At 70.0% G+C, this 26,356-nt stretch carries 25 protein-coding genes and 1 pseudogene; 14 read left to right on the top strand and 12 right to left on the bottom strand.

The window, feature by feature from the left end; translation table 11 throughout:
• Positions 1 to 283 precede the first annotated feature (283 nt).
• The 4 genes from ACFWMR_RS12115 to ACFWMR_RS12100 are packed head-to-tail and all read left to right on the top strand — an operon-like array spanning position 284 to position 4,741.
• Positions 284 to 1,372, top strand: a complete 1,089-nt coding sequence (locus ACFWMR_RS12115; RefSeq protein ID WP_378378383.1) for a hypothetical protein — start codon at positions 284 to 286, stop codon at positions 1,370 to 1,372.
• On the top strand, positions 1,372 to 2,526 hold the full coding sequence (locus ACFWMR_RS12110) for a toxic anion resistance protein (RefSeq protein WP_378378382.1): 1,155 nt from the start codon (positions 1,372 to 1,374) through the stop codon (positions 2,524 to 2,526). Before ACFWMR_RS12115 ends, ACFWMR_RS12110 begins: the two co-directional genes overlap by 1 nt.
• Positions 2,527 to 2,534: 8 nt before the next feature.
• Positions 2,535 to 4,148 (top strand): hypothetical protein, encoded by a 1,614-nt coding sequence (locus tag ACFWMR_RS12105; protein WP_378378387.1) that lies wholly within the window; start codon positions 2,535 to 2,537, stop codon positions 4,146 to 4,148.
• On the top strand, positions 4,145 to 4,741 hold the full coding sequence (locus ACFWMR_RS12100; protein WP_378378381.1) for a hypothetical protein: 597 nt from the start codon (positions 4,145 to 4,147) through the stop codon (positions 4,739 to 4,741). Before ACFWMR_RS12105 ends, ACFWMR_RS12100 begins: the two co-directional genes overlap by 4 nt.
• A gap of 10 nt (positions 4,742 to 4,751) precedes the next feature.
• Here the strand turns inward: ACFWMR_RS12100 and ACFWMR_RS12095 are convergent, their stop codons facing one another.
• From ACFWMR_RS12095 to ACFWMR_RS12060, 8 genes are all read right to left on the bottom strand, one after another.
• A complete protein-coding gene (locus ACFWMR_RS12095; RefSeq protein ID WP_378378380.1) occupies positions 4,752 to 5,546 on the bottom strand; it encodes an LmeA family phospholipid-binding protein in 795 nt (264 codons plus the stop codon).
• Between the two features lie 45 nt (positions 5,547 to 5,591).
• Positions 5,592 to 5,846: a hypothetical protein gene (locus ACFWMR_RS12090; RefSeq protein ID WP_093932065.1), complete on the bottom strand. Its 255-nt coding sequence runs from the start codon at positions 5,844 to 5,846 to the stop codon at positions 5,592 to 5,594.
• Positions 5,847 to 5,984: 138 nt separating this feature from the next.
• Entirely contained in the window at positions 5,985 to 6,602 is a 618-nt protein-coding gene (locus tag ACFWMR_RS12085; protein WP_378378379.1) for a hypothetical protein, read from the bottom strand.
• A gap of 7 nt (positions 6,603 to 6,609) precedes the next feature.
• Positions 6,610 to 8,025, bottom strand: a complete 1,416-nt coding sequence (locus ACFWMR_RS12080; RefSeq protein ID WP_378378378.1) for a M20/M25/M40 family metallo-hydrolase — start codon at positions 8,023 to 8,025, stop codon at positions 6,610 to 6,612.
• Between the two features lie 94 nt (positions 8,026 to 8,119).
• Positions 8,120 to 9,376 (bottom strand): MFS transporter, encoded by a 1,257-nt coding sequence (locus tag ACFWMR_RS12075; protein ID WP_378378377.1) that lies wholly within the window; start codon positions 9,374 to 9,376, stop codon positions 8,120 to 8,122.
• Positions 9,373 to 9,720, bottom strand: a complete 348-nt coding sequence (locus ACFWMR_RS12070) for a VOC family protein (protein ID WP_093932069.1) — start codon at positions 9,718 to 9,720, stop codon at positions 9,373 to 9,375. The genes ACFWMR_RS12075 and ACFWMR_RS12070 overlap by 4 nt, the downstream gene beginning before the upstream one ends.
• On the bottom strand, positions 9,717 to 9,875 hold the full coding sequence (locus ACFWMR_RS12065; RefSeq protein ID WP_093932070.1) for a CopG family transcriptional regulator: 159 nt from the start codon (positions 9,873 to 9,875) through the stop codon (positions 9,717 to 9,719). The genes ACFWMR_RS12070 and ACFWMR_RS12065 overlap by 4 nt, the downstream gene beginning before the upstream one ends.
• 9 nt (positions 9,876 to 9,884) lie before the next feature.
• Positions 9,885 to 11,018, bottom strand: coding sequence for an MFS transporter (locus ACFWMR_RS12060; protein ID WP_378378376.1), 1,134 nt, complete (start codon positions 11,016 to 11,018; stop codon positions 9,885 to 9,887).
• Positions 11,019 to 11,095: 77 nt separating this feature from the next.
• On the opposite strand from ACFWMR_RS12060, the gene ACFWMR_RS12055 reads away from it, so the two are divergent.
• Complete coding sequence (locus tag ACFWMR_RS12055; RefSeq protein ID WP_093932075.1) at positions 11,096 to 11,653, top strand: helix-turn-helix domain-containing protein; 558 nt, start codon at positions 11,096 to 11,098, stop codon at positions 11,651 to 11,653.
• A gap of 2 nt (positions 11,654 to 11,655) precedes the next feature.
• On the opposite strand, the gene ACFWMR_RS12050 is transcribed toward ACFWMR_RS12055, so the two are convergent.
• Positions 11,656 to 12,192 (bottom strand): hypothetical protein, encoded by a 537-nt coding sequence (locus tag ACFWMR_RS12050; RefSeq protein WP_378378375.1) that lies wholly within the window; start codon positions 12,190 to 12,192, stop codon positions 11,656 to 11,658.
• Positions 12,193 to 12,296: 104 nt separating this feature from the next.
• Here ACFWMR_RS12050 and ACFWMR_RS12045 point away from each other — a divergent pair, with 104 nt between their 5' ends.
• The 5 genes and pseudogenes from ACFWMR_RS12045 to ACFWMR_RS12025 all read left to right on the top strand — a co-directional run.
• Positions 12,297 to 12,878, top strand: a complete 582-nt coding sequence (locus ACFWMR_RS12045) for a TetR/AcrR family transcriptional regulator (RefSeq protein WP_378378374.1) — start codon at positions 12,297 to 12,299, stop codon at positions 12,876 to 12,878.
• A 38-nt stretch (positions 12,879 to 12,916) separates the two neighbouring features.
• Positions 12,917 to 13,567: a hypothetical protein gene (locus tag ACFWMR_RS12040; protein ID WP_378378373.1), complete on the top strand. Its 651-nt coding sequence runs from the start codon at positions 12,917 to 12,919 to the stop codon at positions 13,565 to 13,567.
• A 40-nt stretch (positions 13,568 to 13,607) separates the two neighbouring features.
• Positions 13,608 to 14,516 (top strand): MerR family transcriptional regulator, encoded by a 909-nt coding sequence (locus ACFWMR_RS12035; RefSeq protein ID WP_378378372.1) that lies wholly within the window; start codon positions 13,608 to 13,610, stop codon positions 14,514 to 14,516.
• Between the two features lie 130 nt (positions 14,517 to 14,646).
• Positions 14,647 to 15,291 (top strand): helix-turn-helix domain-containing protein, encoded by a 645-nt coding sequence (locus ACFWMR_RS12030; RefSeq protein WP_378378371.1) that lies wholly within the window; start codon positions 14,647 to 14,649, stop codon positions 15,289 to 15,291.
• A gap of 13 nt (positions 15,292 to 15,304) precedes the next feature.
• A pseudogene (locus ACFWMR_RS12025) lies at positions 15,305 to 16,288 on the top strand (cytochrome P450); the annotation flags it as partial.
• A gap of 76 nt (positions 16,289 to 16,364) precedes the next feature.
• Here ACFWMR_RS12025 and ACFWMR_RS12020 read toward each other — a convergent pair.
• Together ACFWMR_RS12020 and ACFWMR_RS12015 are read right to left on the bottom strand one after the other, a co-directional pair.
• Entirely contained in the window at positions 16,365 to 18,731 is a 2,367-nt protein-coding gene (locus ACFWMR_RS12020) for a helix-turn-helix transcriptional regulator (protein ID WP_378378370.1), read from the bottom strand.
• Positions 18,728 to 19,882, bottom strand: coding sequence for a molecular chaperone DnaK (locus tag ACFWMR_RS12015; protein WP_378378369.1), 1,155 nt, complete (start codon positions 19,880 to 19,882; stop codon positions 18,728 to 18,730). Before ACFWMR_RS12015 ends, ACFWMR_RS12020 begins: the two co-directional genes overlap by 4 nt.
• Positions 19,883 to 20,177: 295 nt before the next feature.
• Here ACFWMR_RS12015 and ACFWMR_RS12010 point away from each other — a divergent pair, with 295 nt between their 5' ends.
• From ACFWMR_RS12010 to ACFWMR_RS12000, 3 genes are all read left to right on the top strand, one after another.
• Positions 20,178 to 21,290, top strand: a complete 1,113-nt coding sequence (locus ACFWMR_RS12010; RefSeq protein WP_378275418.1) for an IniB N-terminal domain-containing protein — start codon at positions 20,178 to 20,180, stop codon at positions 21,288 to 21,290.
• A gap of 126 nt (positions 21,291 to 21,416) precedes the next feature.
• Complete coding sequence (locus tag ACFWMR_RS12005) at positions 21,417 to 23,183, top strand: dynamin family protein (protein WP_378378368.1); 1,767 nt, start codon at positions 21,417 to 21,419, stop codon at positions 23,181 to 23,183.
• Positions 23,180 to 24,385 (top strand): GTPase, encoded by a 1,206-nt coding sequence (locus ACFWMR_RS12000; RefSeq protein ID WP_378378367.1) that lies wholly within the window; start codon positions 23,180 to 23,182, stop codon positions 24,383 to 24,385. The genes ACFWMR_RS12005 and ACFWMR_RS12000 overlap by 4 nt, the downstream gene beginning before the upstream one ends.
• A gap of 95 nt (positions 24,386 to 24,480) precedes the next feature.
• Here ACFWMR_RS12000 and ACFWMR_RS11995 read toward each other — a convergent pair whose 3' ends face one another.
• Entirely contained in the window at positions 24,481 to 24,882 is a 402-nt protein-coding gene (locus tag ACFWMR_RS11995; RefSeq protein WP_364211851.1) for a PPOX class F420-dependent oxidoreductase, read from the bottom strand.
• Positions 24,883 to 25,023: 141 nt separating this feature from the next.
• On the opposite strand from ACFWMR_RS11995, the gene ACFWMR_RS11990 reads away from it, so the two are divergent.
• Positions 25,024 to 26,241: a glycosyl hydrolase family 8 gene (locus ACFWMR_RS11990; RefSeq protein WP_378378366.1), complete on the top strand. Its 1,218-nt coding sequence runs from the start codon at positions 25,024 to 25,026 to the stop codon at positions 26,239 to 26,241.
• Positions 26,242 to 26,356 lie beyond the last annotated feature (115 nt).

Here is a 26,356-nt window from a genome sequence, read left to right as displayed (position 1 = left end):
GGGACCCAGGGTCCCTCAAGGAGGCCTTCACGGACATCACCTCCAGCAAGACACCTTTGCCTTACCCCTCAATAACCCGAAACGCCACTCACGACCACCTGCACCGACGCCCCACCCGGCGGGCTCTACCCGCCCGGACCCAAATTTCCCTTCCATCCCAACGTTTCGCCAGAAACTGACGACGTCTTCCGTTCATCGATCGTTCACTTCGAAATGGCTCGCCCGCGCGTCAAAAGAGTCGAACGGGCTGAAGGATCAAGCCTGTGAACGAGGGGGTGGGCCGGTGAAACGCCGTCTGTCGATCGGCCTGGCAGTGGTGCTGCTGCTGGCCGTGGTCGCCGTGATCGTCTGGGGTCGGGGTGGTGACGAGAACACCGCGCAGGGTACGGATCTGACCGCGGTGCGCGGGGTCATCGGTTCGGAGAAGCTGGCGTTCTTCTCCGACAAGCGAGTGGTGGACGCGTTCGCCAAGCACGGCCTCAAGGTCGAGGTGGACACAGCGGGCTCGCGGCAGATCGCGAGCATGGACCTCGGGCAGTACGAGTTCGCGTTCCCGTCCTCGTCGCCGGCCGCGCAGCGGATCCAGCGCGACCACAAGGTGACCGGTGTGCACACGCCGTTCCAGTCGCCGATGGCGATCGCGACCTTCGAGCCGATCGTGCACCTGCTGAGCGCCAACGGGATCGTGCGCAAGGGCGCCGGGGACTACCAGGTGCTCGACGTCGCGAAGTACCTCGAACTGGCGCAAAAGGGCACGCGCTGGGACCAGCTCCCCGCCAACACCGCCTTCCCGGCCCGCAAAAACGTGCTGGTCACGACCACGGACCCGCGCGAATCGAACTCGGCGGCGATGTACCTGTCGATCGTTTCCTTCGTCGCCAACGGGAACAACGTGGTCAGCACGCCCGAGGCCGAGGCGAAGGTGCTGCCCGGGGTGTCGAAGCTGTTCATCGACCAGGGCTACACGCAGAACAGCACCGAAGGCCCGTTCGAGGACTACCTCGCCGCCGGGATGGGCAAGACGCCGATGGCGCTGATCTACGAGTCGCAGTTCGTCGACAGGCTGGTCCGCGCCGACGGCTCGATCCGGCCGGACATGCGCCTGCTCTACACGGCGCCGACGGTGTACTCCAAGCACACGCTCGTCCCGCTGAAGCCGAACGGCGACCAGGTGGGCAGGCTGCTCGCGACCGACCCGGAATTGGGGAAACTGGCCGCCACCTTCGGTTTCCGGACCGGTGACCCGAGGCTGTTCGCCGACGTCGTCGCCGCGGCCAAGGCGCCGGTGCCCGCCGACCTGGTGGACGCCGTCGAGCCGCCGTCGTACGAAACGCTGGAGCGCCTGCTCGACGCCGTGAAGAAGCAGTACTGATGGACGATTTCACGCTCACTCCACCCGAACCGGTGGAGGCGATCCCGGCCGAGCGGGCGGCCGGTCTGGTCACCCTCGGACCGGAGGTCCACGCCGAGGTCGCGAAGCGCGCCGAGAGTTTCGCCCAGCGGCTCGAAGCGCTCGACGTCCGATCGCCCGAGTTCACCAAAGTCCTGGACGAGCTGCTCGCGGTCGGCGAGTCCGACATGCGCGCGGCGGCGACCGTCGCGGGTGCGCTGCTCGACCGTTCGGCCCGGGCGCTGGCGGAAACCGGTTCGCCGCAACAGCAGGCGACGGTGAGCCTGGCCGGGCTCAGGCGGACCGTCGCGGAGATCGACCCGGCGAAGCTGCCGATCACCGGGCGCAAGCTGATGGGCCTGATCCCGGTCGCGGGCAGCGCGAAGAAGGCGCTGGACCGCTACCGCGCGGCCAACGAACCGGTGAACGCGCTGGTCCTGGACCTGCGGGCCCGGCAGGACGTCCTGCGCCGCGACAACGCCGCGCTCAAGGGCGAACGAGAGCGGCTGTGGGGGACGCTCGGGAAGCTGTCCGAAGCGGCCGCGTTCGCCGAGGCCGTCGACACGGCTGTCGACCGTCAGGCGGGCATCTTCGACTTCACCGATCCCGCGCGGGCCAAGGCCTTGCGGGCGGACGCGCTGCATCCGATCCGGCAGCGGCATCAAGACCTGCTGACCCAGCTCGCGGTGAGCGCGCAGGGCTATCTCGCGCTGGATCTGGTGCGGCGCAACAACGACGAGCTGATCCGCGGGATCGAGCGGGCGGTGTCGACGACGGTCGCGGCGCTGCGGGTCGCACTGCTGGTGAGCGGCGCGCTCGCCGGGCAGCAGGACGTCCTCGACGAAGTCCGGGCCGTGCAGGCCACCACCGACGGGCTGATCAGGGCGAACGCCGAGATCCTGGAGCTGCGCGGTGCCGAGATCCAGCGCGCGGGCAGCGATCCGGCGGTGGCGGTGGCGACCATCCGCGAATCGTTCGACCGGATCTATCGCAGCATCGACGCGATCGACGAGTACAAGGCGGGTGCCGTCTCGACGATGGCGGCGACCGTGGAGGCGTTGTCCGGGGAGATCCGGCGGGCCGAAGACCATCTGCGCCGGTCTCACGAGACGGCGACGGCCGAGGGGGCATCGTGAAACGCTGGATGACGGCCGGGCTGGCGGCGCTTTGCGCGCTGACACTGGTTTCCTGCGATTCGAGCGAGGGCGGGACGCGGAGCCTGGGGGAGGCCGAGCCGGGCACGTTGCGGGTGCTCGCGGGCAGTGAGCTGGCGGACCTGCAACCGCTGCTGGAGCAGGAGGCGGCCGCGACCGGGGTCAAGGTCAAGTTCCAGTTCACCGGCACGCTGGAAGGTACCGAGTCGCTCGGAGGAGGGAAGGTGGACGGCCAGTACGACGCCGTCTGGTTCTCCTCGAACCGGTATCCCGCGGCGGTTCCGGAGGCGGCGAAACGGCTGGGCGAGCAGGTGAAGATCATGAGCTCGCCGGTGGTGCTCGGCCTGTCCGCGTCGGCGGCGCAACGGCTCGGCTGGACCGGGCGGCCGGTGGGCTGGGGCGAGATCGCCGAGCAGGCCGGGAAGAAGGCCTTCACCTACGGCATGACCGACCCGTCGGCGTCGAACTCCGGCTTCTCGGCCCTCGTCGGGGTCGCGTCGGCGCTCGCGGGCGCGGGCAACGCCGTCGACGCGCAGCAGATCGCTTCCGTCACCCCGAAACTGACCGAGTTCTTCAGCGCGCAGGCGATGTCGGCCGGCTCGTCCGGCTGGCTTTCCGAGGCCTACCAACGGCGGGCGAGCGGTCAGGATCCCGGCAAGAAGGTCGACGGCCTGATCAACTACGAGTCCGTCCTGCTGTCGATGAACGCGAGCGGGAAACTTCCCGAACCGCTGACGCTGATTTACCCGTCCGATGGCGTCGTCACCGCCGACTATCCGCTGACGTTGCTGCAGGGCGCGAATTCCGACGCGCGGGACGCGCACCGCAAGCTGGCCGAGCGGCTGCGCACACCGGACACACAGCGCAAGATCATGGAGACCACGCAGCGCCGCCCCGTGGTCCCAGGTGTCCCTTTAGGACAGCAGTTCGCGCAGAAAGACTTGGTGGAGCTGCCGTTCCCCGCGACGCAGCAGGCTGTCGACGCGTTGCTGGGCGCCTACTTCGACAAGATCCGACGTCCGTCGCGGACGCTGTACGTGCTCGACACCTCCGGTTCCATGGCGGGTGACCGGATCGAGTCGCTGCGCACCGCGCTGATCGGGCTGACCGGCGCCGACGGGTCGCTGACCGGCCGGTACCGGCGCTTCCGCAGCCGCGAAGAGGTCACGATGCTGCCGTTCGACACCGTGCCCGGCCGCCCGGAGACCTTCGCGGTGCCGGAAGGCGACCCGCGGCCCGCCCTGGACAAGATCAAGAGTTTCGCCGAAGGACTCGACGCGAACGGCGGCACGGCGATCTACGACAGTCTCCAGCGCGCGTACGACATCATGGGCCCGTTGGTGGCGCGCGATCCGGACCGGTTCACGTCGATCGTCCTGATGACCGACGGGGAGAACGCGAGCGGCTCCACGTTCGAGGACTTCCAGCGGAAGTTCCCGTCGCTGCCGGAGGCGGTGCGGCAGATCCCGGTGTTCACCGTGATCTTCGGCGAGGGCGATTCCGCCGAACTCGGCGAGGTCGCGAAACGCACCGGCGGCAACGTGTTCGACGCGCGCGGTGACGTGCTGCCCAAGGTGTTCCAGGAAATCCGCGGCTACCAATGATCCGCTATCTCGGCTCCACGAAGAATCTCGCCGGCTGCGTCGGCGGGCTGATCGGCCTCGCGCTGTACCTGGCTGGCGTAGTCGGCGGGCTGTGGCCGCTGGTGGTCGCCGGGCTGTACGCCGTGTTCGCCCTGCTCGCGCCGCCCGAACGGGTCCGGCTGGTGCCGGTGGACGTCGTCGCCGAGGCCGGGCAGTTGCGCGCGGATCTCGGTTCGCTGGTCGACAAGGTGACCGCGCAGGCGCAAAGGATGCCGGAGTCCTCCGTGGACGGTGTGCGGCGGGTCGCCGGAATCCTCGACGACCTGTTGTCGAGGCCGGAGCGGCTGTCGGCCAGCCCCGACGTCCAGCACGAGGTCACCCGGCTCGCGCGGACGGATCTTCCGCTCTCCGTGCAGACCTATCTCAATCTGCCGTGGTGGTTCGCCGCCAAACGGCGGGCGAGCGGTGAGCCGAGCGCGTCCGATGAACTCCTCGCGCAACTGGAGCTGATGGAGACCGAGGCGCATCGCATCGCGGAACGGTTCTACGCGGGCGACCTCCATCAGCAGGCCGACCACACGCGATACCTGCGTGAGCGAGGCGAAAACGCCTAGCGCGGTACCGCTAGCGGCCGCCGAGCCTGGGCAGGGTCAGCGTGGTCACCGCTGTCGTCACCCAGCCCAGCAGGTCACCGAGCGGGATGGTGGACAGCTTCTCAGGCCATTCCTCCGCCAGCGTGTGCAGGACCAGGTGACCGTCGTGCGCCTCGACCGCGGTGAGCCGGATCCCTCGTGGGAGCTCCGGCAGCGGAAGCACGATCGGCTTGAGCCGTGCCGGCGGCCCGAACCGGCGGCGTCCGATGTGGACGGACATCGGACGGAGCACGACGGCGTCGCCCTCCACAGTGGACTCCAGCGCGAGATGGCCCCAGCGGGGGCGCTTTTCCCAGCGGATGTGGAAATGCCCATCGTCGCCGGGGGTCACGATGATGCCCGGCCTAGCCTCGGCCACGCGCGCTTGGAGAACCTCGGGGGACACCCGGATCGCCATCTTCACCTGTTCGGGGATGGCGGCCGGGGACGGAAGCGAACGGAGCCGGACGTTCGACGCCAGCACGGTGATGCGCCGCAGCGGCGTCTCGGGCCAGTCGACGTCCTCGACGACGATGCGGACGTCGCCGATCCGGCCGGTGGCGGCCAGGCTGAGACTGTCGGCCTGGTAGTCGAGCCCGGTCAGGGTGAGGCCGACGTCGTGGCCGTCCACTTTGGCGGTCAGCCGTCGCCCGACCAGCTGTTCGGTCACGGTCTTCAGCACCGCGGCCGGGGTCACGGGTACGTTCGGCAACAGCGCCCGCCCGGCGGCGGCCAGGCCGAACAGCTCGGGGAGGGGGTTCAGCTCGAACCATCTGCCGTCGCTCATTCGTCCAGTGTCGCCGAACGGGACGCCGAATGCCGCCGCAGGGGGTCAGCGGGCCGCGAAACGGGCGATCACGCCCGCCAGGATCACCCAGAACGCCGCGGCCAGACCGTAGTCGAGGATGACCGCGAGATTCGGGTCACTGACCGGGAAGAGACCCGGCCAGAACAACGCCAGCGGCTTGGCCAGCGCCTGGATGAAGATGAAGAAACCGTTGCCCGCGTTGGCTCCCGCGAGCACCATGACCATGTACAGCAGCTCGATGAAAGCGAACAGCGCGCCGATGCCGGTGATGACCCGCACGGCCGTGTTGCTCCTACTGGTGGTTCGCCATCTGGACATGGCGGAAAAGTTCCCGGATTCCGCCGTGACAAACGTTTCAACGGCGAAGTTGCGCCGATCGGCCGTACCCACGTACTCCTCGTAGGAGGTCGGTGACGGTCAGGAACCGGTCGGCCGGTCAGGTCGAGGATCGTCCAAAGGGGCGCTTCGCCACTGCCAGCCCGCGCGGGAAGACCGTCCGGGAAGATCCGTCCGGTCCGTCGCCCACAGCAACGCCGTCCAGGGGTCGACGTCGCCGGCGTCGACGTCCGGGAACATCCGCGCGAGCACCCGTGAACAGAGGTCGCGCGGCGGATCGAGGGTGACGCCGAGCCCCCTGGCCATGTCCTCGCCGTGGACCAAGACCTCGACGCACCCCATCCCGGCGAAGCCCTCGATGTCCGCTTCGCCGCTCGGGTGGTACGCGCGGACGTCCGGGTCCGTCGTGCGGAGGACAGCGCCCAGGACGCGGCCACCGACCGTGACGAACTCCAGCAGTTCCCACGGCTGCGCGGTCGCCTCGGCGACGGCTTCGAAGCAGACGAAACGCGGGAGCGACGGCCGGGCGATCAGCAGCCCCGCGTAGGAGATGAGGCAGTCGCCGAGATGCTCGGCCGTTTGCCAGGCGGTCAGTTCGCCGGTGCCCGGCACCGCCGACCAGTCACGGCCCGACGCCTGGCCCAGCCCGGCGGTCACACTCCCGATCGCGGCGTCGAGGTCGTCGGGGGTGACTGGCATCGTGGCATCAGCTCAAAGGTGTCGGGAACGCGACCGGACCGCGGCGGCCGTTCTTCCCGACCGCGCGGACACCGAAGAACACGTTGTCCTTCGACAGATCCACTTTAGCCTCGGTCCGGTCGCCGACCCCGATCGCGTGTGTCCACTCGGCCGCCGTGGTCTCCCGCCAGACGACCTCGTATCCGGCGAGATCCGGGTCCGTTCCGCGCCGCCACACCAGATCCGTGTCGTTCGTCAGCTGGTTGGTGCGGATCCGGACGTCCTCGGGGGTGCCGGGGGCGGTCGCCAGCGACCACAGCGTGGCGGCGTTCACCCGCGCGACCCTGGCGATGAACGGGAAGTCGCAGAACTCCGGCAGATCACCGAACCGCTTGCCGTTCTCCACCCGGACGTCCTGATGCTGATGCGCGTAATCCTCGTGCGGCTCGGTGAACCGTGCGGCCGGATACCCCTGCTCCAGGAACGGGATGTGGTCGCCGCCGCGGAGATACCGGTCGCGCCGGTAGATCACCCGCACGGACATACCGGTCGCGTCGTTCTCCGCGACCGACCGCGCGAACCGGGCCAGCTGACGGGACGGCGAATCGTTCTCGCCGCCGACCGCGCGCCGGATCTCGGCCTGTGCGGGGGTTTCCGACGTCGGCACGCCCTCGGCGAACAAGCGGATCGTGCGCGGGTCCCGCGTGCCGTCGTCCGCGCGGCTCGAACCGACGATGTCGTTGGTGAACATCGCCTGCACGTCCGTGCCCGCCGCTTTGTACCGCGTGGCCATGTGCCGCGCGCCGAACAGGCCCTGTTCCTCGCCCGCGACCGCCGCGAACACGATGGTCGCCGCCGGGCGGCGAGTGGCCAGCACCCGGGCGACTTCCATCGCGACGGCCACTCCGGAGGCGTCGTCGTCGGCGCCGGGGGCGTCCTTCACCGCGTCGAGCGGATCCGAACACCGCGAGTCGTAGTGGCCGGACACGACGTAGACCCGCTCCGGCGTGGTGGAGCCGCGCAAGGTGGCGACGACGTTGGTGATCGTGGTGGCGACGGGGATCCGGGGCGGGGCGGGCGGCTGCACGTACGACTGCAGCTCGACCGTCATCCGGCCGCCCGACCTTTCCGCGGACTCCTGCAGCCGGGCGAAGATCCAGTCGCGGGCGGCGCCGATCCCCCGGACGGGATCGGTCTGCGAGGACAACGTGTGCCGCGTCCCGAAGGCGGCGAGCCTGCGTACGGTGGCCTCGATACGGTTTTCGTCGATCTCGCGCAGAATCGCGCGCAATTCCGCGTCGGGTCGTTGCGGTGAGAGGGTTTCGCCGGGGCCCCGGTCGCCTGGTTCCCGTGCCCCCGCCGGGGTCGCGGTGGATGCCAGAGCGGCCGTCGAGAGCGCGGCCGTCGCGGACAGGAAAACTCGTCTGGACCTTTGCTCAGCCATTCTTCGTTCCTACGCGCCCGATCGTCGGACGTCTACCCGCCAGTGGCCAAGCACGGTGCCACCCACCGGATGGCGAACGGCGGCGACCGGTTGTTCAGCTAGGCCGGGCGGCGATCGCGGCCGCCGCCAAAGCGGCCGCGAAAAGCCCGTACGAGGCGAGCAGGCCGGTGCCGGAGGAACTCAGCGCGCCACCGACGGCCCGGCCGAGCAGCTGCCCGACGCATTCCGCGGTGATGACGGCGGTCGCCAGTTCCGCCGCGGTGAAACCGTTCGAGCCGGCGGTCGTGGCTCTGATGTACAGCCCCGGATAAGCCAGTCCGACGCCGATTCCGGCGATGGTCCAGGCGGCGAGGGCCACCGGGAACGAACCCCCGAACGCGACGACGGCGGTGCCGAGGGCGGTCAAGCCCAAACCCACGAAGGGAAACCGGGCCGAAGTGAACTTGGTGGCCACCAGGCTGGTCACCGCCCACCCCAGCGGGGCGGCGCTCAGGACGATCGCCGCCTGACCGAGGCTCACCTGGTACTCGCTCGTCAGGAGCACGGTGATCAGGCTGTCCGCGCCGAAGTAGCCGATCGCGAACAGCACCATCGCACCGAGCGCGGCGGGGGTTCCCGGCCGGAGACGTGCGGTTCCCGCGGGCAGGATCGCGACCATCCCGACGACGGTGATCGCGGCCCCGGCCAGCGCGAGCGGCCACCGGCCCATGCTGAACACGACGCACGCCGCGCCCAGCGGGATCGACAGCGTCCGCAGCAGTGGCCGCGGCGTCTCGTCGGAGGGTGGCTCGCCGCGGGCGGCGCGCACGACCAGCAACCGTCCGAAAAGGACGAACGGCACCGGCAGCAACAGTGTCCACCGCCAGCCGACGAGATGTTCCAGGCCGAGGGTGGCGGCCGGGCCGACCAGGGCGGGCAGGATCCACATCGCCGACGACGCCGCGACCACGCGGATCCGCAGCCGGTCGTCGAGATGCCGGATCGCGGAACCGACCCCGAAAACCGCGAGGAGGCCACTGGCGAGACCGGCGGAGAACTGGCCGAGCGCGAACATCCACGCCGTCCGCGACACCGCGGCGAGGAACAGCCCGCCGAGATAGGCGATCATCCCGGCGGCGAGTGTGCCGCGAAAGCCCAGGCGGGCGAGAACCCTGCTGGCCAAGGGAAGCGCGACGAACAGGCCCAGCGTCGAGCCGGCGATCAGGAGGCCGAGGCTGCTCCTCGCGTCGAGATCGGCGGCGACGACGGGCAGCAGGCTCGAAGCGACGAACCCGGTCACGGCGGCCGCGAACTCGAGCGCGACGATGCCCACCGCGAGGAACAGCGGCCCCGCGCGCCGGGTCTCGGTCACGTGTAGAGGTCTCGGTCGTACAGGTTGAGCTGAACCCAGACACCGTCGGGATCCTGGACGCGCATCGAGTACCCGAAGCCTTCGTCCATCAGCGGTCCCGGCTCGAATCCGGCCGCCCGCAGGCGTTCCGCGACGTCCTCCAGCGGTTCGGCGGCCTCGAAGGCCAGCTCGCAGCGGCCCACGTCGTCGCCGGACGACTGGTGGATGGCCAGCATCCCGCCCTCGGCGGGCAGTTCGACCCAGCCGCCGGGACGGGACGCCGCACCGGCCCGCAGGCCGAGCGCCTCGTAGAACCGCGTCATCGCGGCGACATCCGAGCTGTACCGGATCGGCATGACCTTCATCGTTCGCGTTCCTCACTGGTCCGCAGGTGGTCCTCCAGCACTCGTTCGACGAACGACGAGAGCGACTCGTCGGCGTCGACGGACGCGTGCTTCACCCGCTTGATGAGGTCGGGCGGCAGATAGACGTTGAATTGCCGTTTCTCGACCCGTTCCATGCTCGCATGCTAGCAAATGAGCACAAGCGGGATCGTGACCAGCGCCAAGGCCGCGCCGACCCACGGGACGGCGGTCAGCGGAGCGCCCAGGTCCAGTGCCCCGGCGGCGAAGGCGGGCGTGAGGCTGATGCCGAGCTGGAAGGCCGAGACCGTGGTCGCGCCGGCGAGGGTCGGGGCGGAGGCGGCGATCGTGAACACCCGCCCGTAGAGCGCCGGGTTGATCACGAAGGCCGCGACACCCAGCAGGAACACCAGCGGCACCACCGCCAAGGCGGTGTCGGCGAAGAGCGCGAGCAGCGCGGAGAAGACCGCGATGCCCAGGACGCCACCGAGCAGCGCGTGGCGTGGGCGCCGATCGGAGATCCGGCCGCCGACGGACAAGCCGACGAAGGCGCCGATCCCGAACAACGCGAGGACCGCCGGGATCCAGACCGCGGGGACGACGTCCGCCAGCATCGCCGACAAGTAGTTGAAGGACACCATGTACGCGGCGGTGCTCAGGATCGTGACCGCGTAGACGCCCCACAGGCGCCAAGACCGCATGGCCCGCAACTCACCCGAAAGGCTCGGGGCCGCGGACGCGGTGGCGGGCAGGCCGGCGGCGCAGGCGACCACCCCAAGGCCGGTGAGCGCCACGACACCCCAGAAGCCGCCGGTCCAGTCCGTGAGGTTGCTGAGCAGGGTGCCCGCCGGGCCGCCTGCCACCATGGCGACGCTGAGCCCGGCGAGGACGACGCCGGAGGCGCGGGCGTTGCGGTCGGGGGTCACCAGGCTGATCGCGGTCACGGCGGCGACGGCGAAGAAACCGGCGTAGGCGAGACCGGCGACGAACCGGGTGATCAGCAGGATCCAGTAGTCGTCGGCGAGCAGTCCGGTCGCGATGGCGGCGGCGAAGACGGCTTGCGTGATCATCAACGCCGTCCGTCGCGGCCATTTCAGGCTCAGTACGGCGAACGGCGGGCCGCCGAGGACGACGCCGAGGGCGAACGCGGTGATGAGCGCGCCCGCGGACGCCAGGGAGACGCCGAGATCGGCGGCGGCCGAGGGCAGGACCCCGGCCATCAGGAATTCGGCGCTCCCCATCGCGAACAGGCTGAAGGCGAGGAGATAGACCCCGGTGGGGAGCCGTTTGGTTTCTATCATGGCGCCAGCGTCGGCGCCTTCTGGCTGTTTCGGCAAAGAACTTTGCCGGAATCGGGACGAGCTGCTGTGCTGGCGGCATGGAGAGCCAACCCACTGTCACCGCGGCGATCGAGCTGATCGCGCCCCGGCTGCGTCGTGCCCGGGAGAAGAAGGGCACGACGCTGGTGGAACTCAGCCGTGCCACCGGCATCTCCACCAGCACCCTGTCCCGCCTCGAATCCGGACAGCGCAAGCCGAGTCTCGAACTGGTGCTGCCGGTCATCGCCGCGCTGGGCCTGCGCGTCGACGAGATCGTCTCGTCGCCGAGGGTGCTCGAACCGATCGAGGACAGCCGGGTCCTCATCCCGCTCACGCGCCACGAGAACGGGCCCCGGGCCTGCAAGATGACGATCCCGGCCGTCGACGACGAACCCCGGCCGCGCACGCACGACGGCCGCGAATGGCTTTACGTGCTGCGGGGCAGGTTGCGGCTCGTGCTCGGCGACCAGGACGTCGTCCTCGGTCCCGGCGAGGCCGCCGAGTTCGACTGCCGGACGCCGCACTGGTTCGGCGCCACCGGCCGCGGGCGGGTCGAAGTGCTCAGCCTGTTCGGCAAGCAGGGCGAACGGATCCATGTCCGCGCCCGCACCCGGTGACGTCAGGCGCGCGCGGGGGAGAGGCGGATCGCCGAGACGAGGAAGAACAGGCCGCCGAGGGCGGCGTATCCGGCCAGGTTGACCAGTGACGCGTCCGGCTGCGCGGCTTGCAGGACGAAGGACGTCCCGGCGACGGTGGAGATCGCCCCGCTGGCGATCATCGCCCCTTGGCCACCCAGCTTGCGGCGGCCGACGCCGACGACGAGCTGGACGAGACCCGAGACGACCGCCCAGGCGCCCCACACGCGCAGTACCGCCGGGATGCCGGAGGTGACGGCGATCGCGAGACCGATGCCCGCGAGCCCGCTGATCGCGATGTTCACGTACAGGCCCAGGGCGGATTTCGGGTCTCGGGAGGTGCGGAGGTCGACGAGGGCGGCGACGACGTCGAACAGGGGATAAAGCACGAGCAGCGCGACGCTGATCGGCCCGAGCTTCGACGCGCTGGTGAACAGCAGGCCCGCCCACACCAGGGCGAAGCCGAAGCGGACGAAGTACAGGCGCCGCAGAGCAGGCGCGACGACGGTTTGGGTGCTCACGGGAGCTCCTAAGGAGAGGAGAACGTTCGGTCTACTTGGATACACGCTGGCAGTTCGCTGTCGTCGCGTCAAGACCGAACGTTCTATCCCGTAAGATGCCGGTAATGACGAACGTCCGCGGTCAGGCCTCCGAAGCGCGGTCCAGGCTGCTCACCACGGCGACCAGGCTCTTCTACACGGAGGGCATCCACTCCGTCGGCATCGACCGGATCGTGGTCGAGGCGAAGGTGACCCGCGCGACCCTGTACCGGCACTTTCCCGGCAAGGACGACCTGATCGTCTACTACCTGCAAGAAGCCGACCAGGCCTTCCGCCGCCAGGCGGACGGGATCCTGGCCAGGGGGTTGCCGGCGTTCGAGACCCTCCGGGCGATCGCCGAATCCATCGCGGAAGGCATCCGGTCGCCCGGTTTCCGCGGCTGCGCCTTCCTCAACGCCGCTGCGGAATACCCGGACCCGGTCCATCCCGTGCACCAGGCCGTCCTCGCCCACCGTGAATGGTTCTCGGGCGTGATCACCGACGTGCTGACCCGCGCCGGGAACGCGCCGGCCGGTCCCGCCACCCGGCGCTTCGTCCTGATGCGGGACGGAGCGATGGCCACCGGCTGCCTGTCCGACCCCGAACCGATCTGCGAAACCTTCCTTCAGGGAATCGACGACCTTCTGCGGCAGCACGTCGCTTCCTAGGCCGCGAGCACGGTTTCTTGATCGGCTATCTTGCGGGCGTGGACATTCAGGTGATCGAGGGCGAGCTGGTCGAGGTAGTGACGGACGCCGTCACGGGAATGGAGCGGCGGGCGTTCGGGGAGTTCGTCGGGCCGCAGGGTGAGCTGGCCTCGTACGCCTTCGGCTGGACCACCGGATCGGATCCGCACGTCGCTCGTCTGTCGGTCGGGATCGGCGCGGGCAACCCGGGCGGCGGGACCTTCCACGCCGTCGTCTTCGAGCACGAAGACGGGCACGCGTTCTCGCTGACCGACGACCCGTTCGAGCGGGTGCCGCAGGGCGGCCCGGACCTGACCGCGGGCGAGGCACGTGCCCACGGGGACCTGCCGTTCGTGTGGTGGGTCGCCGACCGGGTCATGGAACGCGATCGGCGGGCGTGGTGGATGCGGCACTGGTTGCTGGGCACCAACTGTGTCCAGACCCTTGAGGTCTTCGAGCGCCGCGAGCCGATTCTGCTCGTCCAGCACGACGCCGATGACGACCTGTGGCAGCTGATCGGCGCCTCCGGCACGGACGGCGGCACCGGCAAGATCGGGCATCTGTACCACGCCGTCGACGAGGACCAGACCTTGCTCGACGTCCTCGACCTGCCGCCCGGCGGCGGCGCGACCCGAGCGGGCGCCGGAAGTCCGTGGACGGGCCGCGCCTAAGGCTTGTATCTCCCCCGAGGGGAGGTGCGAGGGTGGCGACATGGACGACGCCTGGTACTCGATCGGGGAGCTGGCCCGGCGGACGGGCTTGACGGTCAAGACCATCCGCTTCTACTCCGACCGCGGCGTCGTGACCCCGTCCGGCCGCACCTCGTCCGGTCACCGCCGCTACGGCGCCGACGCGCTCGCGCGCCTGGAGCTCGTCCTCACCCTGCGCGAGCTGGGACTCGACCTGGCCACGATCCGGAAGGTCGTCGACAGCGAAGCCGCCCTTCCCGAGGTCGCCGCGGCGCACCTCCAGGCGCTGGAGGTGCAGATCCGTGTGCTGCGCCTGCGTCACGCGGTGCTGACGGCGGCGACCAGACGCGGGTCCACCCCCGAGGAGATGACACTCATGCACAGGCTCGCCAAACTGACCCGGGACGAACGCCACCGCTTGATCGGCGACTTCCTCGCCACCACCTTCCGCGGGCTCGACTATCCCGGATTCGCCGGGATCGCCCGCTCGATGACACCCGAACTGCCCGACAGCCCCGAGGCCGAACAGGTCGCAGCCTGGGTGGAACTGGCCGAACTGTCCACGGACCCGGATTTCCGCGCCCTCATGCGGCGCCTCGCCGAGCAGCACGCCGCCGACCGCATCGACGTCGGCCCGCGCCGCGACCCGGTGGCGGACATCCGCGACGCCGTCGCCCCGGCCCTGGATTCCGGCGTCGACCCGAACTCGCCGGAAGCCGGTCAGGTCGTCGCCGCTCTCACTTCGCGCCACCGGCCCGACGACCTTCTGGCCTGGCTGTACACGGCCACCGACTCCCGCCGGGAACGGTATTTCGAGCTGCTCGCCGTGATCAACGGCTGGGCGGCTCCGGACAGCCTGGCGCCGGTGTCGCACTGGCTTTCCCAGGCCCTGAGGGCCTCGGAGAGCCGCGGAGGTTCCTTGAGTCGCTGATCGTCCCGAATGCGGCATTGGGAACAAGGAGCTGTGTTGTGAAAGTGGCTTTCGCGACACGCGCTCAGAGCCCGACAACTTGCGCGTATTTCGCTGGCGCAACGCGCCCGGTCCGCGGTCCAATCAGGGCGTGAACAGCGACTTCGCGCCACCCGCCGACCTGGCTGACCGCGTCAGCCGGGTGTGGCGGCGCGAAGGAGAACTGCCGGCCTCGTTGCCGCAACCGGCGGTGGACCTGCTGGTGTTCGCGGACGGTTCGGTGTGGCTGACCGGGCCGGAGACCGAGGCCAGGACCGGGAGCCTGACCGAGCCGTTGACGGGGGTGCGGTTGCGGCCGGGGACGTGCGCCTCGGTGCTGGGGATCGCCGCGGACGAGGTGCCACTGGCGGGGATGCCGTTTCCGGGGGAGGGGCTCGACGCCGCGTTGCGGGCGTTGCGGGCACCGGCCCGGCCTGCCGATCCCGCGATCGGGCGAGTTCTCCAGGCCATCCGCGCGGACCCCGGGGCGCCGGTGTCCCGGCACGCGGCCGGGTTGTCCGAGCGGCAGTTGCGACGCCGGTTCCTGGTGGCTGTCGGGTTGAGTCCCAAGGCGTACGCGCGAGTGGTGCGGTTGCACCGGGCAATGGCGCTGGCGCGGGCGTCCTCGGCGCCGGACTGGGCGGAGATCGCCGTCCGCAGTGGATTTTACGACCAGCCGCACATGATCGCGGAGTTCCGGCGTGCGGTCGGGTCGTCGTGTGTCCGTTTCTTCCAAGCGGCGGCCGTCGGCGGGTAGCACGCTGTGGGGTATGTCCGTCGAGGAGATTTTCGCTTTCCACAAGCAAGACGTGGGTCCGGTGCGGTTCGCCGAGTCGTTCGGCGGCTGGGTGGTCACCCGGTATTCCGAAGTGGACAGAGTGCTCACCGACCACGCGGTGTTCTCCTCCGACGAGCTGCGCCACAGCACCGGGGAAATCCCGCACGGTTCGAACCCGTTGCTGCGCGGTCTGCTGGCGATGGATCCGCCCCGGCATCACGCGTTGCGCCGGATCGTCAGCCAGGTTTTCACTCCGCGGGCCGTGTCGTCGCTGGAGCCGTCGATCACGTCGAAGGTTCACGCCCTGCTCGACTCGGCGGGGGAGAGCTTCGACCTGATCGCGGAGGTGGCGTACCCGTTGTCGGTGCACACGATCGCGGGTCTGCTCGGGGTGCAGCCGTCGCGGTGGCCGGATTTCGTCCGATGGACCGAGGCCATCACGTCGTTCTTCGGCACCTTCACCGCCGACGAGGCTCGCCGGACCGCGTATCACCGGGCGTGCGAGGAAATGGGTGACTACTTCCGCGAGGAGTTCGAGCGCCCGTCAGGCATCATCGCGACCTTGATGGCGTCGGGCCTCGCCGAGGACGAGCTGCTCGACTTCTGCGCGCTGCTGCTGATCAACGGCCACGAGACGACCAAGACCCTGCTCGTCAACGCCGTCCTTTGCCTTGCCGCCCGGCCGAAACCGGCCGACCTGCGCCTGGCCGTCGAGGAAGTCTCGCGTTACCTGCCGCCCACGGGCGGAACGGACCGGTTCGTCACCCGGCCCACCACCCTCGGCGGCCAGGAACTCCGCCCGGGCCAGCGAGTGGTCGCGATGATCACGGCGGCCAACCGTGACCCCGAGGTCTTCGCCGACCCACACACCTTCGACCCGGACCGGACGCCCAACCCCCACCTGTCCTTCGGCCACGGCGTTCACTTCTGCCTGGGCGCCCACCTCGCCAGGATGGAGGTCCGCATCGCCCTCACCGCCCTGTTCGACCGGTCCTGGCGGATCACGGATCTGGACACCCGGCGGACTCCGGTCGGCATCGACGTCCTGAAGGTCACCCTTGCGGCTCGGTCGCGGGAAGCAGTTCCCGCAGCATGGCCAGCAGCTCCCGCCGGTCCCCGGCGCCGAGTTTCCCCCGGATCCGGGCCATGTGGTGCTCCACGGTCTTCCCCGAGATGAACAGTTCGCTCCCGGCCTGCTTGTACGTCAGCCCGTCGACGACCAGCCGGGCGACCTCCAGTTCCCGTTCGCTCAAGGCGCTCAACCCGGTGGCCGCGACGGGTTCCGGAGCGCGCCCCTGGAACTGCCGGGCCGCTTCGAGCAGCTGGACCATCGCCTTCCGGTCCGAGGTCCGGATCGCAGCCTGCCCGGCCAGCCGCGACGCGTCCCAGGTGAGCCCGAGTTCGTGCAGCTCCGAAGCGGCCGACGTGATCGCTTCGGGATCGAAGGTCCCGGTCAGGACCGCGAGCCAGCCGGTCGCGGCGGCGGCGAGGGCCGCCGGATAGCGGCCGCAAGGCGCGAAAGCGTTCAGCGCGGCCAAGTGTTCGCCCGCCGCGGCGTGATTCTCGACGGTGATGGCGGCGTGCAGTTCGTGCCAGCGCAGTGTGGCTGTCCACAAGGGAGGGTTGCCGAGCTCGTCGAGCATGGCGTGCGCGCGCTCCAGCTGACCCGCCAGTTTCGCGCTCGCGTTGCCCCGTGCGGCCGCGATCGCGAGTTCTCCCAGCGGCAGCAGTGAATACAGGTCGGGCTGCTGCCGCATCGACGCCTGATACGCCCGGTCCCAGGACCGTTGCAGGCCGGGAAGATCACTCGCCCGCCGGGCCAGGCCCAGTTGCAGGGTGGCGGCGAACAGTTCGTCGCGCGCTTCGAGGCCGTCCGGCGGCATCAGGGACTCGGCGGCGGTCTTGAGGTCGCCCGCGGTCATCGCGACCCAGCCGAGCAGCAGCCGATGCCGTTTCGCGAGCAGGTCCCCGCCGATCCGCCCGGCCACCGCGCGGCTCAGCACTGATTCGGCCAGCGCGAGTTCGCCGGAATGCAGGCCCACCAACGCCGCGAGGGCGGCGGGGCTGTCCGGCAGCGGCGCGGGCGCTCCCGCCGATTCCAGCATCGAAGCCGCGCCCAGCAGGGACGACAGCGTTTCGGTGCCGCAGCCGGACACCGAGTCGGTGATCGCGCGCGCCGTCCGTGATGCGGCGCCCGCGAACAGGGTCGGGACTTCGGGGGTCTCCAGCACGCCGCGGGCGGCTTCGAGTTTTCCGGTGCCCAGCAAGGCGATCGCGGCGAACGCCTTCGAACCGGCCCGGCCCGACCATTGGTACAGCTCGGCGCTGTGCGCCAGTTCCCCGCGATGCGCCAGCACGGTCGCGGCCACTTCGGCACCGGCCGCCCTGGCGTCGGCGGCATCAGGATCGTCGGTACTTCCGAGCATCCCGTCGCCGAGCCGGAGCGCGGTGTCGAGGTCCCCGGCCAGCGCGGCGGCGTGCGCCCAGCCGACGGTGAGCGCCGCGCCGCGCCCACCGGCCTCGGACGCGGCTTCGTAGAACCGCGCCGCGAGTTTCGTGTCGTCGGGCATCGCCTCGCGCGCGGCCGCCTCGAAGGCCGCCGCCGCGCTCGCGCCCGAACTTCCCGTTCCCAGCAGGGATCTGGCGAGGTCGAGTACCGGAAGTCCGTCACGCAGCTGGAGTTCCAGCAGTCGTTGCAGCACCGTCAGCCGTCGCCCCGGCGAACCCCAGGTCCGGACGGCTTCGGCGGCGATCGGCAGCAGGACGTCGTCCTCGCCGAGAAGCCCTGTCGCCCTGGCGCCGTCGAAGATCTCGGGCAGCCCCTCGCGATCGCGGTTGAGCAGCGCCGCCAGGAGATCGAGATTCCGGCCGGCGCCCGCTTCCGCAGCGATCAGGAACCGGTGCACGTCGTCGTCCAGTTGTTCCAGCTCACCGCGGAAGTCCGCGAGCTGCCCGGTGACCGCCCGGAGCACGAGTCCCGGCACACCACCGGTTCTGGCGTGGACGTCTTCGGCCGTGGCCGCGTCGCCACCGGCGTGCTCGACGAGCCGCCGGACGTCGTCGACGCCGAAAGCACCCAAAGCCACCGACCTGCCGAAGGAATCGGCGAGCGCGCGCAACGTGGTCGTCCGCGCGGTCGGCCGGAAGGCCAGGACGACGGGCGCCGTCGTTTCCTCCGCCAGCGCCTTGATCTTCGCGATCTCGTCGTCGCCGAGCTGATCGGCGTCGTCGACGAGCATCGCTTCGACCCCGGCGCCCGCGTAGTGGCGTCCGAGCAGGGCGAGCAGATGGGTCTTCCCGTGCCCGCCGGGGGCGACGACGGTGACCCGCACCGGCAGTTCCGGGGCGGCGGTCACCTCGTCGAGCAGGGGCCGGGCACCCGGATGGATGATGCCGGGCTTGTCGAGCAATGCGTTCAACAGCGACCTTCGGGGGATGTGTGCGTGGCGCCGGGGGTGGACGGCGCGCACGAGCTCGAGGTGGCGGGAGGGGCTTCGGGACCCTTGTCTGCGGTGGCTTCTCGAGTGGTCAGGGTGAAGAACAGGGTGGTCGCGGCGAGCACCACGACCGCGGCTCCGGCGACGATGGGCTTGCGCCGGCTGAGCAGTTTCGCCGCCCCGGTGGGTTCTGGCAAGGGGAACGGGGTGATGTCCACCGGCGGCCGTTCTGGCCGCTCGGTGAGTTCTTCGAGCGGGTCCACCCGGGGGAGCAGGGTGGTTTCCACGGTTTCCACCGCGGCGAGGGCATTCGATCGCGGACCGCCGGGTCGGGGAACGTCACGTCGCGCGGCGATGTTCGCCGCACCGGTCGCCACGGTGAGCACCGGGTCGCTCGAAGCGAACACGGGGCACGGCGTGCGGCCGGAGACCGGTGGCGCCTCGCCGCAGAGCACGATGCCCGCCAGCGCCTGCGGCGGGATCCCGGCGCCGTGCGCGAGTTCGAAGACCTTGCCGACGGCCTCACCGGGGTCGACGCCTTCCACCGTCTTGACCGGCTGCCACCCGTTGCCGCCGGTGGCGGCGATCGTGACCACCGCGCCGTCCGGGCCGAATTCGCAGACACCGGCGGTGACCTCGCCGCGCGGGGCGAGATACGCGTGCAGTGCGGCGACCGGCGCCGGTACCAGTGCGGCACGGGGGAACCCGGCTTCGGCCAGCGCCCGGCGCAGCAGGTCACGGCGGAACGAGCCCCAGCCGACCGGATGCGTGAGCACGATGTGCCGCGGTTTCTCGCCGAAGCGCTCGGCCGCCTGATCCACCGCGGCGTCCACGAGGACAGCGCTGAGGGATTCGGCCGGGAACCGCTCGCCGCCCACGATCACGGGGACGTCGTCGCCGACCCGTTCGTGGAACCCGGTCAGCAACCGGGCGGGCGCGGACAGACCCGCTTCGACGGCGGCGTCCCCGGTGAGCAGGTAGCCGTCGTCGTCGAGGAACACCGCTGTCGCCGCCGACGGACCGCGCGCGCCGAGCCACGACGGCTCGGGCGCGCCCCAGCCGTCGCCGGAGTCCACGCAGGTGGCGGCGGTGGTGCGGGTCGAGGCGATATCGATGCCGAGGACGTAGGGCAACGAGCATCCTCCTTCGCTTGACCAGCCCCTAAGGACCAAATAGGGCCACTCACCTGAATGGCTTGACCCATCCGGGTGAGGGTTGGCATTAAACCCAACGGGATGCGTCTCGGTTAAGCCCCTAACGCCCTAACGATGTCATACCGATCCCCTATTGGCTGAGTGGGAGACGACCAGGAGTGATCCCCGATGTGCCCAGAGGTACCGGCTCACTAACTTCGGTGACCTGCGCTCAGCCGTGCCCTCCGGCCGCTGTGCCAGCCCCCACCGACCTAGACCCCGGGAGAGTCCTTTCATGGGTTCCGTCCAGACCCTGCACGACTTCACGCTGAACCTGCTGAACGACACCGCCGCCCGCGCGGCGTTCGCCAACGACCCGCAGCAGGTCCTGGCCGACGCCGGCCTCGGCGACATCAACGCCGCCGACGTGCACGAGGTCGTCCCGCTGGTGCTCGACTTCGTCCCGGTCGAGACCGCCACCGACATCACCGGAACCACCGCGGCCGCCGCCGACAACCTGGCGGGCTTCGGCGGCGTCGCGAACGTCGTCAACGGCACCGACGGCGAGTGCGCCGACGGCGTCCAGGGCGCGATCGACCAGCTCACCGCGCTGACCGCCGGCCTCCCGGTCGCCGTCCCCGGTGTCGATGGCCTCCCCGCCGTCCCGAGCCTCCCCGGCGCCGGTCTCCCGGGTGTCCCGGCCCTGCCGGAGCTGGGCGCTCTGCCGGAGCTCGGTGGCCTTCCCGCCGTCCCGGCCGTGCCCGCCGTCGGCGACCTGCCGGTCGACCTCCCGGGTGTGCCCGCCGTCCCGGCCGTCTCCGACGTGACCGACGTGTCGAACGCCGCCGCCGGCGTGACCGCCCTCGCGCAGAACACCGTCGGCAGCTTCGGCCTGACCGACGACCTTTCGCGTGGCCTCGACGCGGGCTCCGTCGCCCAGGCCGGTGACGTCGCCACCGGCGCCGTCGACACCGCGACCGACCTGGCCCACGCCGTCCCGGCCGTGGACACCGCCGGGCTCCCGGCCGTCGACTCGGTCCCGGCCGTCGGCGATCTGAACAGTGACCTGCCGCGCGCCGACGGTGTCGCGGGCGGTGCCCCGGACTTCCTGTCGACCGTCGGTGACCTGACCAGCGTCATCGGCCAGGCCGGCGTCGCCGACGTCACCACCAAGGTGCACGACATCGCGGGCAAGGCGCACGACATCGGCAACGGCAACGGCATCGCGAACGACGTGACCGACAACGTCGCGACCGACGTCACCGACAACGTCGTGAACGACGTCGCGAACCACGCGGGCGTCAACGACGTGCACGACGTCGTCTCCGGTGTGGCCAACAACATCGGCCAGGTCGGCGACGTCCACATCGGCGACATCGCCTCGGGCAACGACATCCACATCGGCTGAGCTGAATAACTTTCATCTCTTGTCGTGTGCACGGGCCCCGCGATCGCACCAGGTCGCGGGGCCTTCGCGGCATGTTGGCCCATGCCACATTGATTCCGCGCTTGGTTAAGGGAACACTGCATCCCCGTGACAGCCCCCGCCTGGCTCGACGTGCTCAACGAGACCTTGGACGCCTGTGCCGCCCACGGCCGCGCCGACCTGGCCGAACGCCTCCGGCGCAGACGTGACCGGCAGGCACCGGGCACCCGGATCGCGGTGGTCGGTTTTCCCAAGCAGGGCAAGGGGTACCTGCTCAACGCGCTGCTGAACGCGCCGGTCTGCGCGGTCGGGGACGCGAGTACCCCCGCCGTGCCGACGGAGATCGGGTACGCCGCCGATCCCGCCGCCACCCTGGTCGGGCACGGCCGGGAAAGCGTTCCGGTCGGTGACCTGGCCAAAGAGCTCGAAGTCCGGCCACCCGGCTCGCTGCGCCGGGTCGAAGTCGGCCTGCCACGCGAACTTCTCGGGACGGGCCTGGTGCTGGTGGACACCCCCGCGATAGGGGATCCCCGATCCCCGCGCACGGCGGCCACCCTCGACGTCCTCGCCGACGCGCACGCGGTGATCCTCGTCTCCGACGCGACGCAGGAACTCCAGCCCGCCGAACTCGCGCTGGCCCGGCACATCCGGACCTGGTGCCCGGCGCTCGTCCTGGCGCTGACCAAGATCGACGTCAGCCCGGACTGGCGCGAACTCGCCGCGCGCAATCGCACCGCGCTGTCCGAGACCGGTGTCGTCGCCGACGTCTTCCCGGTGTCCGCGACGGTGCGGCAGGCCGCCGCGAAGGCCGGTGACGCCGTCCTCAACGGACAGTCCGGTTTCCCGGAACTCCTGAACTGGGTGGGGGAACAGGCCGCGCGCCCGATCGAGCGCACCCGGGCGCTCGCCGCCGCGGTGAGCGTCCGCGCGGCCGCGGTCGAACTGGTCGAGACTTTGCAGACGCGGCTCGACGCCGTCTCGCGGGACAACGGGATCGACCAGGTCACCCTGCTGCACCAGGCACAACGGCGTAGCGAGGAGTTGCGGCGGCAGAACGTCCGCTGGCAGAACATGCTTTCGGACGAGATCACCGATCTGGTCTCCGACGCCGAATACGACCTGCGCGAGCGGACCAGGGTGATCGTGCGGCACATCGACCGCACCTTCGACGAAGGCGACCCGGTGCGGATCTGGCCGGATTTCCAGACCTGGCTGGAAGAAAACCTCGCCGAGACCGTCGAAACGAACTACAACTGGGTTTCCGACCGGTCGACCTGGATCGCGCACGCGGTCGCCACCACTTTCGGGCCGCACTACGGCCAAGCCCCCGAGCTGCCGCTGACCGGCTCCGGCGTGGACTCGATCCCCGAGGTCGGCGCCCCCAAGATCGAACGGTTCAAGATCGGGCAGAAACTCTTCACCGGACTGCGCGGCTCCTACGGTGGCGTGCTGATGTTCGGCCTGGTCACCAGTCTCGCCGGACTGCCGCTGATCAACCCGGTGTCCCTCGGCGCCGGTGTCGCCTTCGCCACCAAGAGCGTGCGCGACGAGGGCGGGATGCGGCTCCAACGGCGCCAAGCGCTGGCGAAGGCCGCGGCGCAGCGTCATGTCGACGACGTGTTCATCCGGTTCAGCAAGGAGATCAAGGACGAGGTCCGCCAGGTGCAGCGGCGCCTGCGCGATCATTTCACCGCGCTGTCCGACCAGCTGGCCGAAGACCTGACCCGCCAACGGGAATTGATCATCGCCGGCTCCGCCGAACGCGACCGGCGCACCCAGCGGGTCAAGAAGGAGATCGACAGGCTCGCCGCCCTGCACCGGAAGGCGGGGGCGCTCGGCAGCGGCGCCGCGCCGCGCCGGGAGCTCTCCGCGTGACCGCCCTGGACGTCCGGGAACTGCTGAACGAGGCCGCGGCGCACTACCGGGACCGTCCGCACGCGGTGGCGATGCTGAGGGAAGGCCTGGAGCGGCTGGAAGAACCGCTGCGGGTCGGTTTCGTCGGCACGCCGGGGACCGGGAAGTCCACTTTGGTCTCCGCGCTGTCGGAGTGGCCGACGCGAGCTTTGCGGGAGATCGATCTGTTCGACACCCCGGCGCCCGCCGAGCACGTCGACGCGACGGTGCGCCTGGTGCGCCACCTCGAACCCGACGAGCTGGCCGGTACCCGGCAGGTGGGCGGTTCGGCGTTCGCCCGCCAGACCGCGGTGAACACGGTGCTGGTGCTCGGCCGGGCCGACGAGGTCGGCGCGGGCCGGATCGACGCCTTGCTCACCGCGAAGCAACTGGCCAGGCGGGCTTGGCGGGAGGATCCGGATTGCGCGGGATTCCAGGGAGTCATCGCGGTCGCCGGGCAACTCGGTTACGCGGGACGTGCGCTGCGCGACGACGAGTTCGAGGTGCTGCGCGCGCTGGCGTCGGTCTCCCGCCCGGAGCTGGAGCGCCATCTGCTGTCCGTGGATTCCTTTGTGGACGATCCGTTCCCGCTGCGGGTCTCGCCGGAGTCGAGGAAACATCTGGTTTCGCGGTTCGGGCTCTACGGCGTCCGGCTGGCGATCACCCTGATCCGCACCGGTAGCGAGAGCAGGCTGAAGCTTTCGGCGGAACTCGTGCACCGCAGCGGTCTCGGCGATCTTCGGGACACGCTCGCCGGATGCTTCGTCGCCAGGGCGGAGGCGCTGAAGGCGCGCACGGCGGTACTGCGTCTGGAGGGTCTGCTCGCCGCCGAACCGCTTCCGCACGGCGACCGGCTGGCCGCGCGGGTGGAACGGTTCGCCGCGGCCGCGCACGACTTCCGGGAACTGCGGCTCATCGCCGGCATCCGCGGTGGGCGCACGACGTTGTCCGGGGAGATCGCCGAGGAGGCCGCCCGGTTGCTCGGCGCGCAAGGCCTCGCGCCCACCGAGCGGCTCGGCCTCGAACCCGCCGCGGATCCGGCCGAGATCCACGCGGGCGCCGAAAGCGCGCTTGTCCGCTGGCGGCACGAGGCGGAACGGGCCGACGCCGCGCACGCCGAACGCGCCGCCGCGCGGGTGATCGTGCGTTCGGTCGAAGGACTGCTCAGCCTTTTCGTGGCTTGAGCCGGCGTGGGCTGAAAGGGCCCTTCCCCACATGCGACGTGGTGAAAGCGGCCTTCGCCGCGTGAGATGAGGGGAAAGTCCCCTTCAGCCCTCGGTCAGGCGTTCCCGAGGACCCGGCTGACGGCGATCTCGATGACGACGCGTTCCGGGTTCGGCTTGGGCTGCCGGTAGCGCGCGGCGTAGCGGTTCTCGGCGTCGCGCACCGACTCCGGGTCTTCGCGCAGCACCGCGCGTCCCTCCAAAGTGGACCAGCGCGGTCCGTCGATCTGGCAGGCCGCGACCGGAATGCCCTTTTCGCCCGCTTCCTTGATCATCCGGGCCTTCTTGGACGAGCGGAACGTGATCACGCGGGCGATCCCGGCCTCGAAGTCCACCGTGACGCCGACCGCGACGACGTGCGGGGTCCCGTCGGGGCGGACGGTGGTCAGGGTGGCGAGGTGGCGCTCGGTCCAGAAGTCCCGGAAGGACTCGTCGCGCGCACTCAAGTCGATCTTCATGGGGTCAACGCTAGGGCACCGTTCACGAAAGCGTCATTTGAGGTAATAGTAAGGAAACTTTCTTAACTCTCTTGTTTTTGGCCGATCCGGCTGTCACTCTCGAAACGCGCCGCCGCCACCAACGACGTTTCCGGAGGAGCCATGAGAAAGACCGTTCGGACAGTGCTGGCCGCGGCCGCGCTGACCGCCGGGCTGGTCGCCACGACCGCCCCCGCCACCGCGGCCACCGCTCAAGGAACCCCTTACCTTCCGGGCGTTCTGCGCCCGTCGGTCTCGCAGGCGACGCAGGACGCGGCGCTCGCGAAGTACTACGACTTCTGGAAGAAGAACTTCCTGACCACCAAGTGCGGGACAGGCACTTACGCGGTCAAGGCGCCGGACGCCGACCACGCCTTCGTGGCCGAGGGTCAGGGCTACGGCATGACCATCGCGGCCATGATGGGCGACAAGGACTCGCAGGCCCGCACCATCTTCGACGGCATCCTGAAGTTCGTGAAGGCGCACCCTTCGTCGATCGACAAGGACCTGCACGCCGCCGAGCAGAACGAGAGCTGCAAGAGCGTCAACGGCGTCGACTCGGCGACCGACGGTGACCTCGAGATCGCCTACGGCCTGCTCATCGCCGACAAGGTCTGGGGCAGCTCCGGTTCGGTGAACTACAAGTCCGAGGCGCTGCGGGTCATCAAGGCGATCAAGCGCAGCGAGGTCAACTCCAGCACCAAGTTCATGCGGCTCGCGGACTGGGCCGACGACAGCGAGTACACGAACAGCTCGCGCTCGTCCGACTGGATGCCGGGCCACCTGCGCGCGTTCGAAAAGGCCACCGGGGACTCGTTCTGGGGACAGGTCCGCACCCGGCAGGAGCAGGCCGTCACCCAGCTCCAGCAGAAGTACTCGCCGAAGACCGGGTTGATCCCGGACTTCGTCGTCAACACCAACTCCACGCCGAAGCCCGCTCCGGACGGCTTCCTCGAGGACCACGACCCGCACTTCGCGTGGAACGCCTGCCGTGACCCGTGGCGCCTCGGCGTCGACGGCATCACCGTCTCCGGCAGCCCGGCGCAGGGCCAGGTGAAGAAGATGAACACCTGGATCCAGCAGACGACCGGCGGCGACCCGGCCAAGATCACCACCGGCTACACGCTGGCGGGCGGCAAGCTCGCGGGCGAGACGGGCCAGCACCCCTGCTTCACCGCGTCGTTCGCCATCGCGGCGATGAACGATTCCGGCAGCCAGGCCTGGCTGGACAAGTTGTGGACCAAGGTCACCACCTGGACGCCGAACGCCACCGACTACTACGGCACCGGCATCACCGTGCAGGTCCTGCTCATCCTGTCGGGGAATTACATCGCGGTCTGATCCGGCGGCGGTTGCCGGTCACGAAGTGTCATGTGGGGTGCCCCAAATACAAAAAAAAAAAAAAAGTGGCAGCACAAAAAAAAAAACAGGCATCTAAAAAAAAAAACCCATAAAA

Source organism: Amycolatopsis thailandensis, assembly GCF_042723255.1.
Classification (GTDB): domain Bacteria; phylum Actinomycetota; class Actinomycetes; order Mycobacteriales; family Pseudonocardiaceae; genus Amycolatopsis; species Amycolatopsis thailandensis.
The sequence above is the reverse complement of the archived record's forward strand: the minus strand, read 5'-3'. Positions and strand labels throughout refer to the sequence as shown.

Excerpts from the sequence above, each read along its gene's own strand:
- ACFWMR_RS12060 (WP_378378376.1), bottom strand. The coding sequence starts at position 11,018 with ATGATAGAAACCAAACGGCTCCCCACCGGGGTCTATCTCCTCGCCTTC.
- ACFWMR_RS12055 (WP_093932075.1), top strand. The coding sequence starts at position 11,096 with ATGGAGAGCCAACCCACTGTCACCGCGGCGATCGAGCTGATCGCGCCC.
- ACFWMR_RS12045 (WP_378378374.1), top strand. The coding sequence starts at position 12,297 with ATGACGAACGTCCGCGGTCAGGCCTCCGAAGCGCGGTCCAGGCTGCTC.
- ACFWMR_RS12065 (WP_093932070.1), bottom strand. The coding sequence starts at position 9,875 with ATGGAACGGGTCGAGAAACGGCAATTCAACGTCTATCTGCCGCCCGAC.
- ACFWMR_RS11990 (WP_378378366.1), top strand. The coding sequence starts at position 25,024 with ATGAGAAAGACCGTTCGGACAGTGCTGGCCGCGGCCGCGCTGACCGCC.
- ACFWMR_RS12095 (WP_378378380.1), bottom strand. The coding sequence starts at position 5,546 with ATGAGCGACGGCAGATGGTTCGAGCTGAACCCCCTCCCCGAGCTGTTC.
- ACFWMR_RS12035 (WP_378378372.1), top strand. The coding sequence starts at position 13,608 with ATGGACGACGCCTGGTACTCGATCGGGGAGCTGGCCCGGCGGACGGGC.
- ACFWMR_RS12010 (WP_378275418.1), top strand. The coding sequence starts at position 20,178 with ATGGGTTCCGTCCAGACCCTGCACGACTTCACGCTGAACCTGCTGAAC.
- ACFWMR_RS12110 (WP_378378382.1), top strand. The coding sequence starts at position 1,372 with ATGGACGATTTCACGCTCACTCCACCCGAACCGGTGGAGGCGATCCCG.
- ACFWMR_RS11995 (WP_364211851.1), bottom strand. The coding sequence starts at position 24,882 with ATGAAGATCGACTTGAGTGCGCGCGACGAGTCCTTCCGGGACTTCTGG.
- ACFWMR_RS12085 (WP_378378379.1), bottom strand. The coding sequence starts at position 6,602 with ATGCCAGTCACCCCCGACGACCTCGACGCCGCGATCGGGAGTGTGACC.
- ACFWMR_RS12105 (WP_378378387.1), top strand. The coding sequence starts at position 2,535 with ATGACGGCCGGGCTGGCGGCGCTTTGCGCGCTGACACTGGTTTCCTGC.
- ACFWMR_RS12080 (WP_378378378.1), bottom strand. The coding sequence starts at position 8,025 with ATGGCTGAGCAAAGGTCCAGACGAGTTTTCCTGTCCGCGACGGCCGCG.
- ACFWMR_RS12070 (WP_093932069.1), bottom strand. The coding sequence starts at position 9,720 with ATGAAGGTCATGCCGATCCGGTACAGCTCGGATGTCGCCGCGATGACG.
- ACFWMR_RS12100 (WP_378378381.1), top strand. The coding sequence starts at position 4,145 with ATGATCCGCTATCTCGGCTCCACGAAGAATCTCGCCGGCTGCGTCGGC.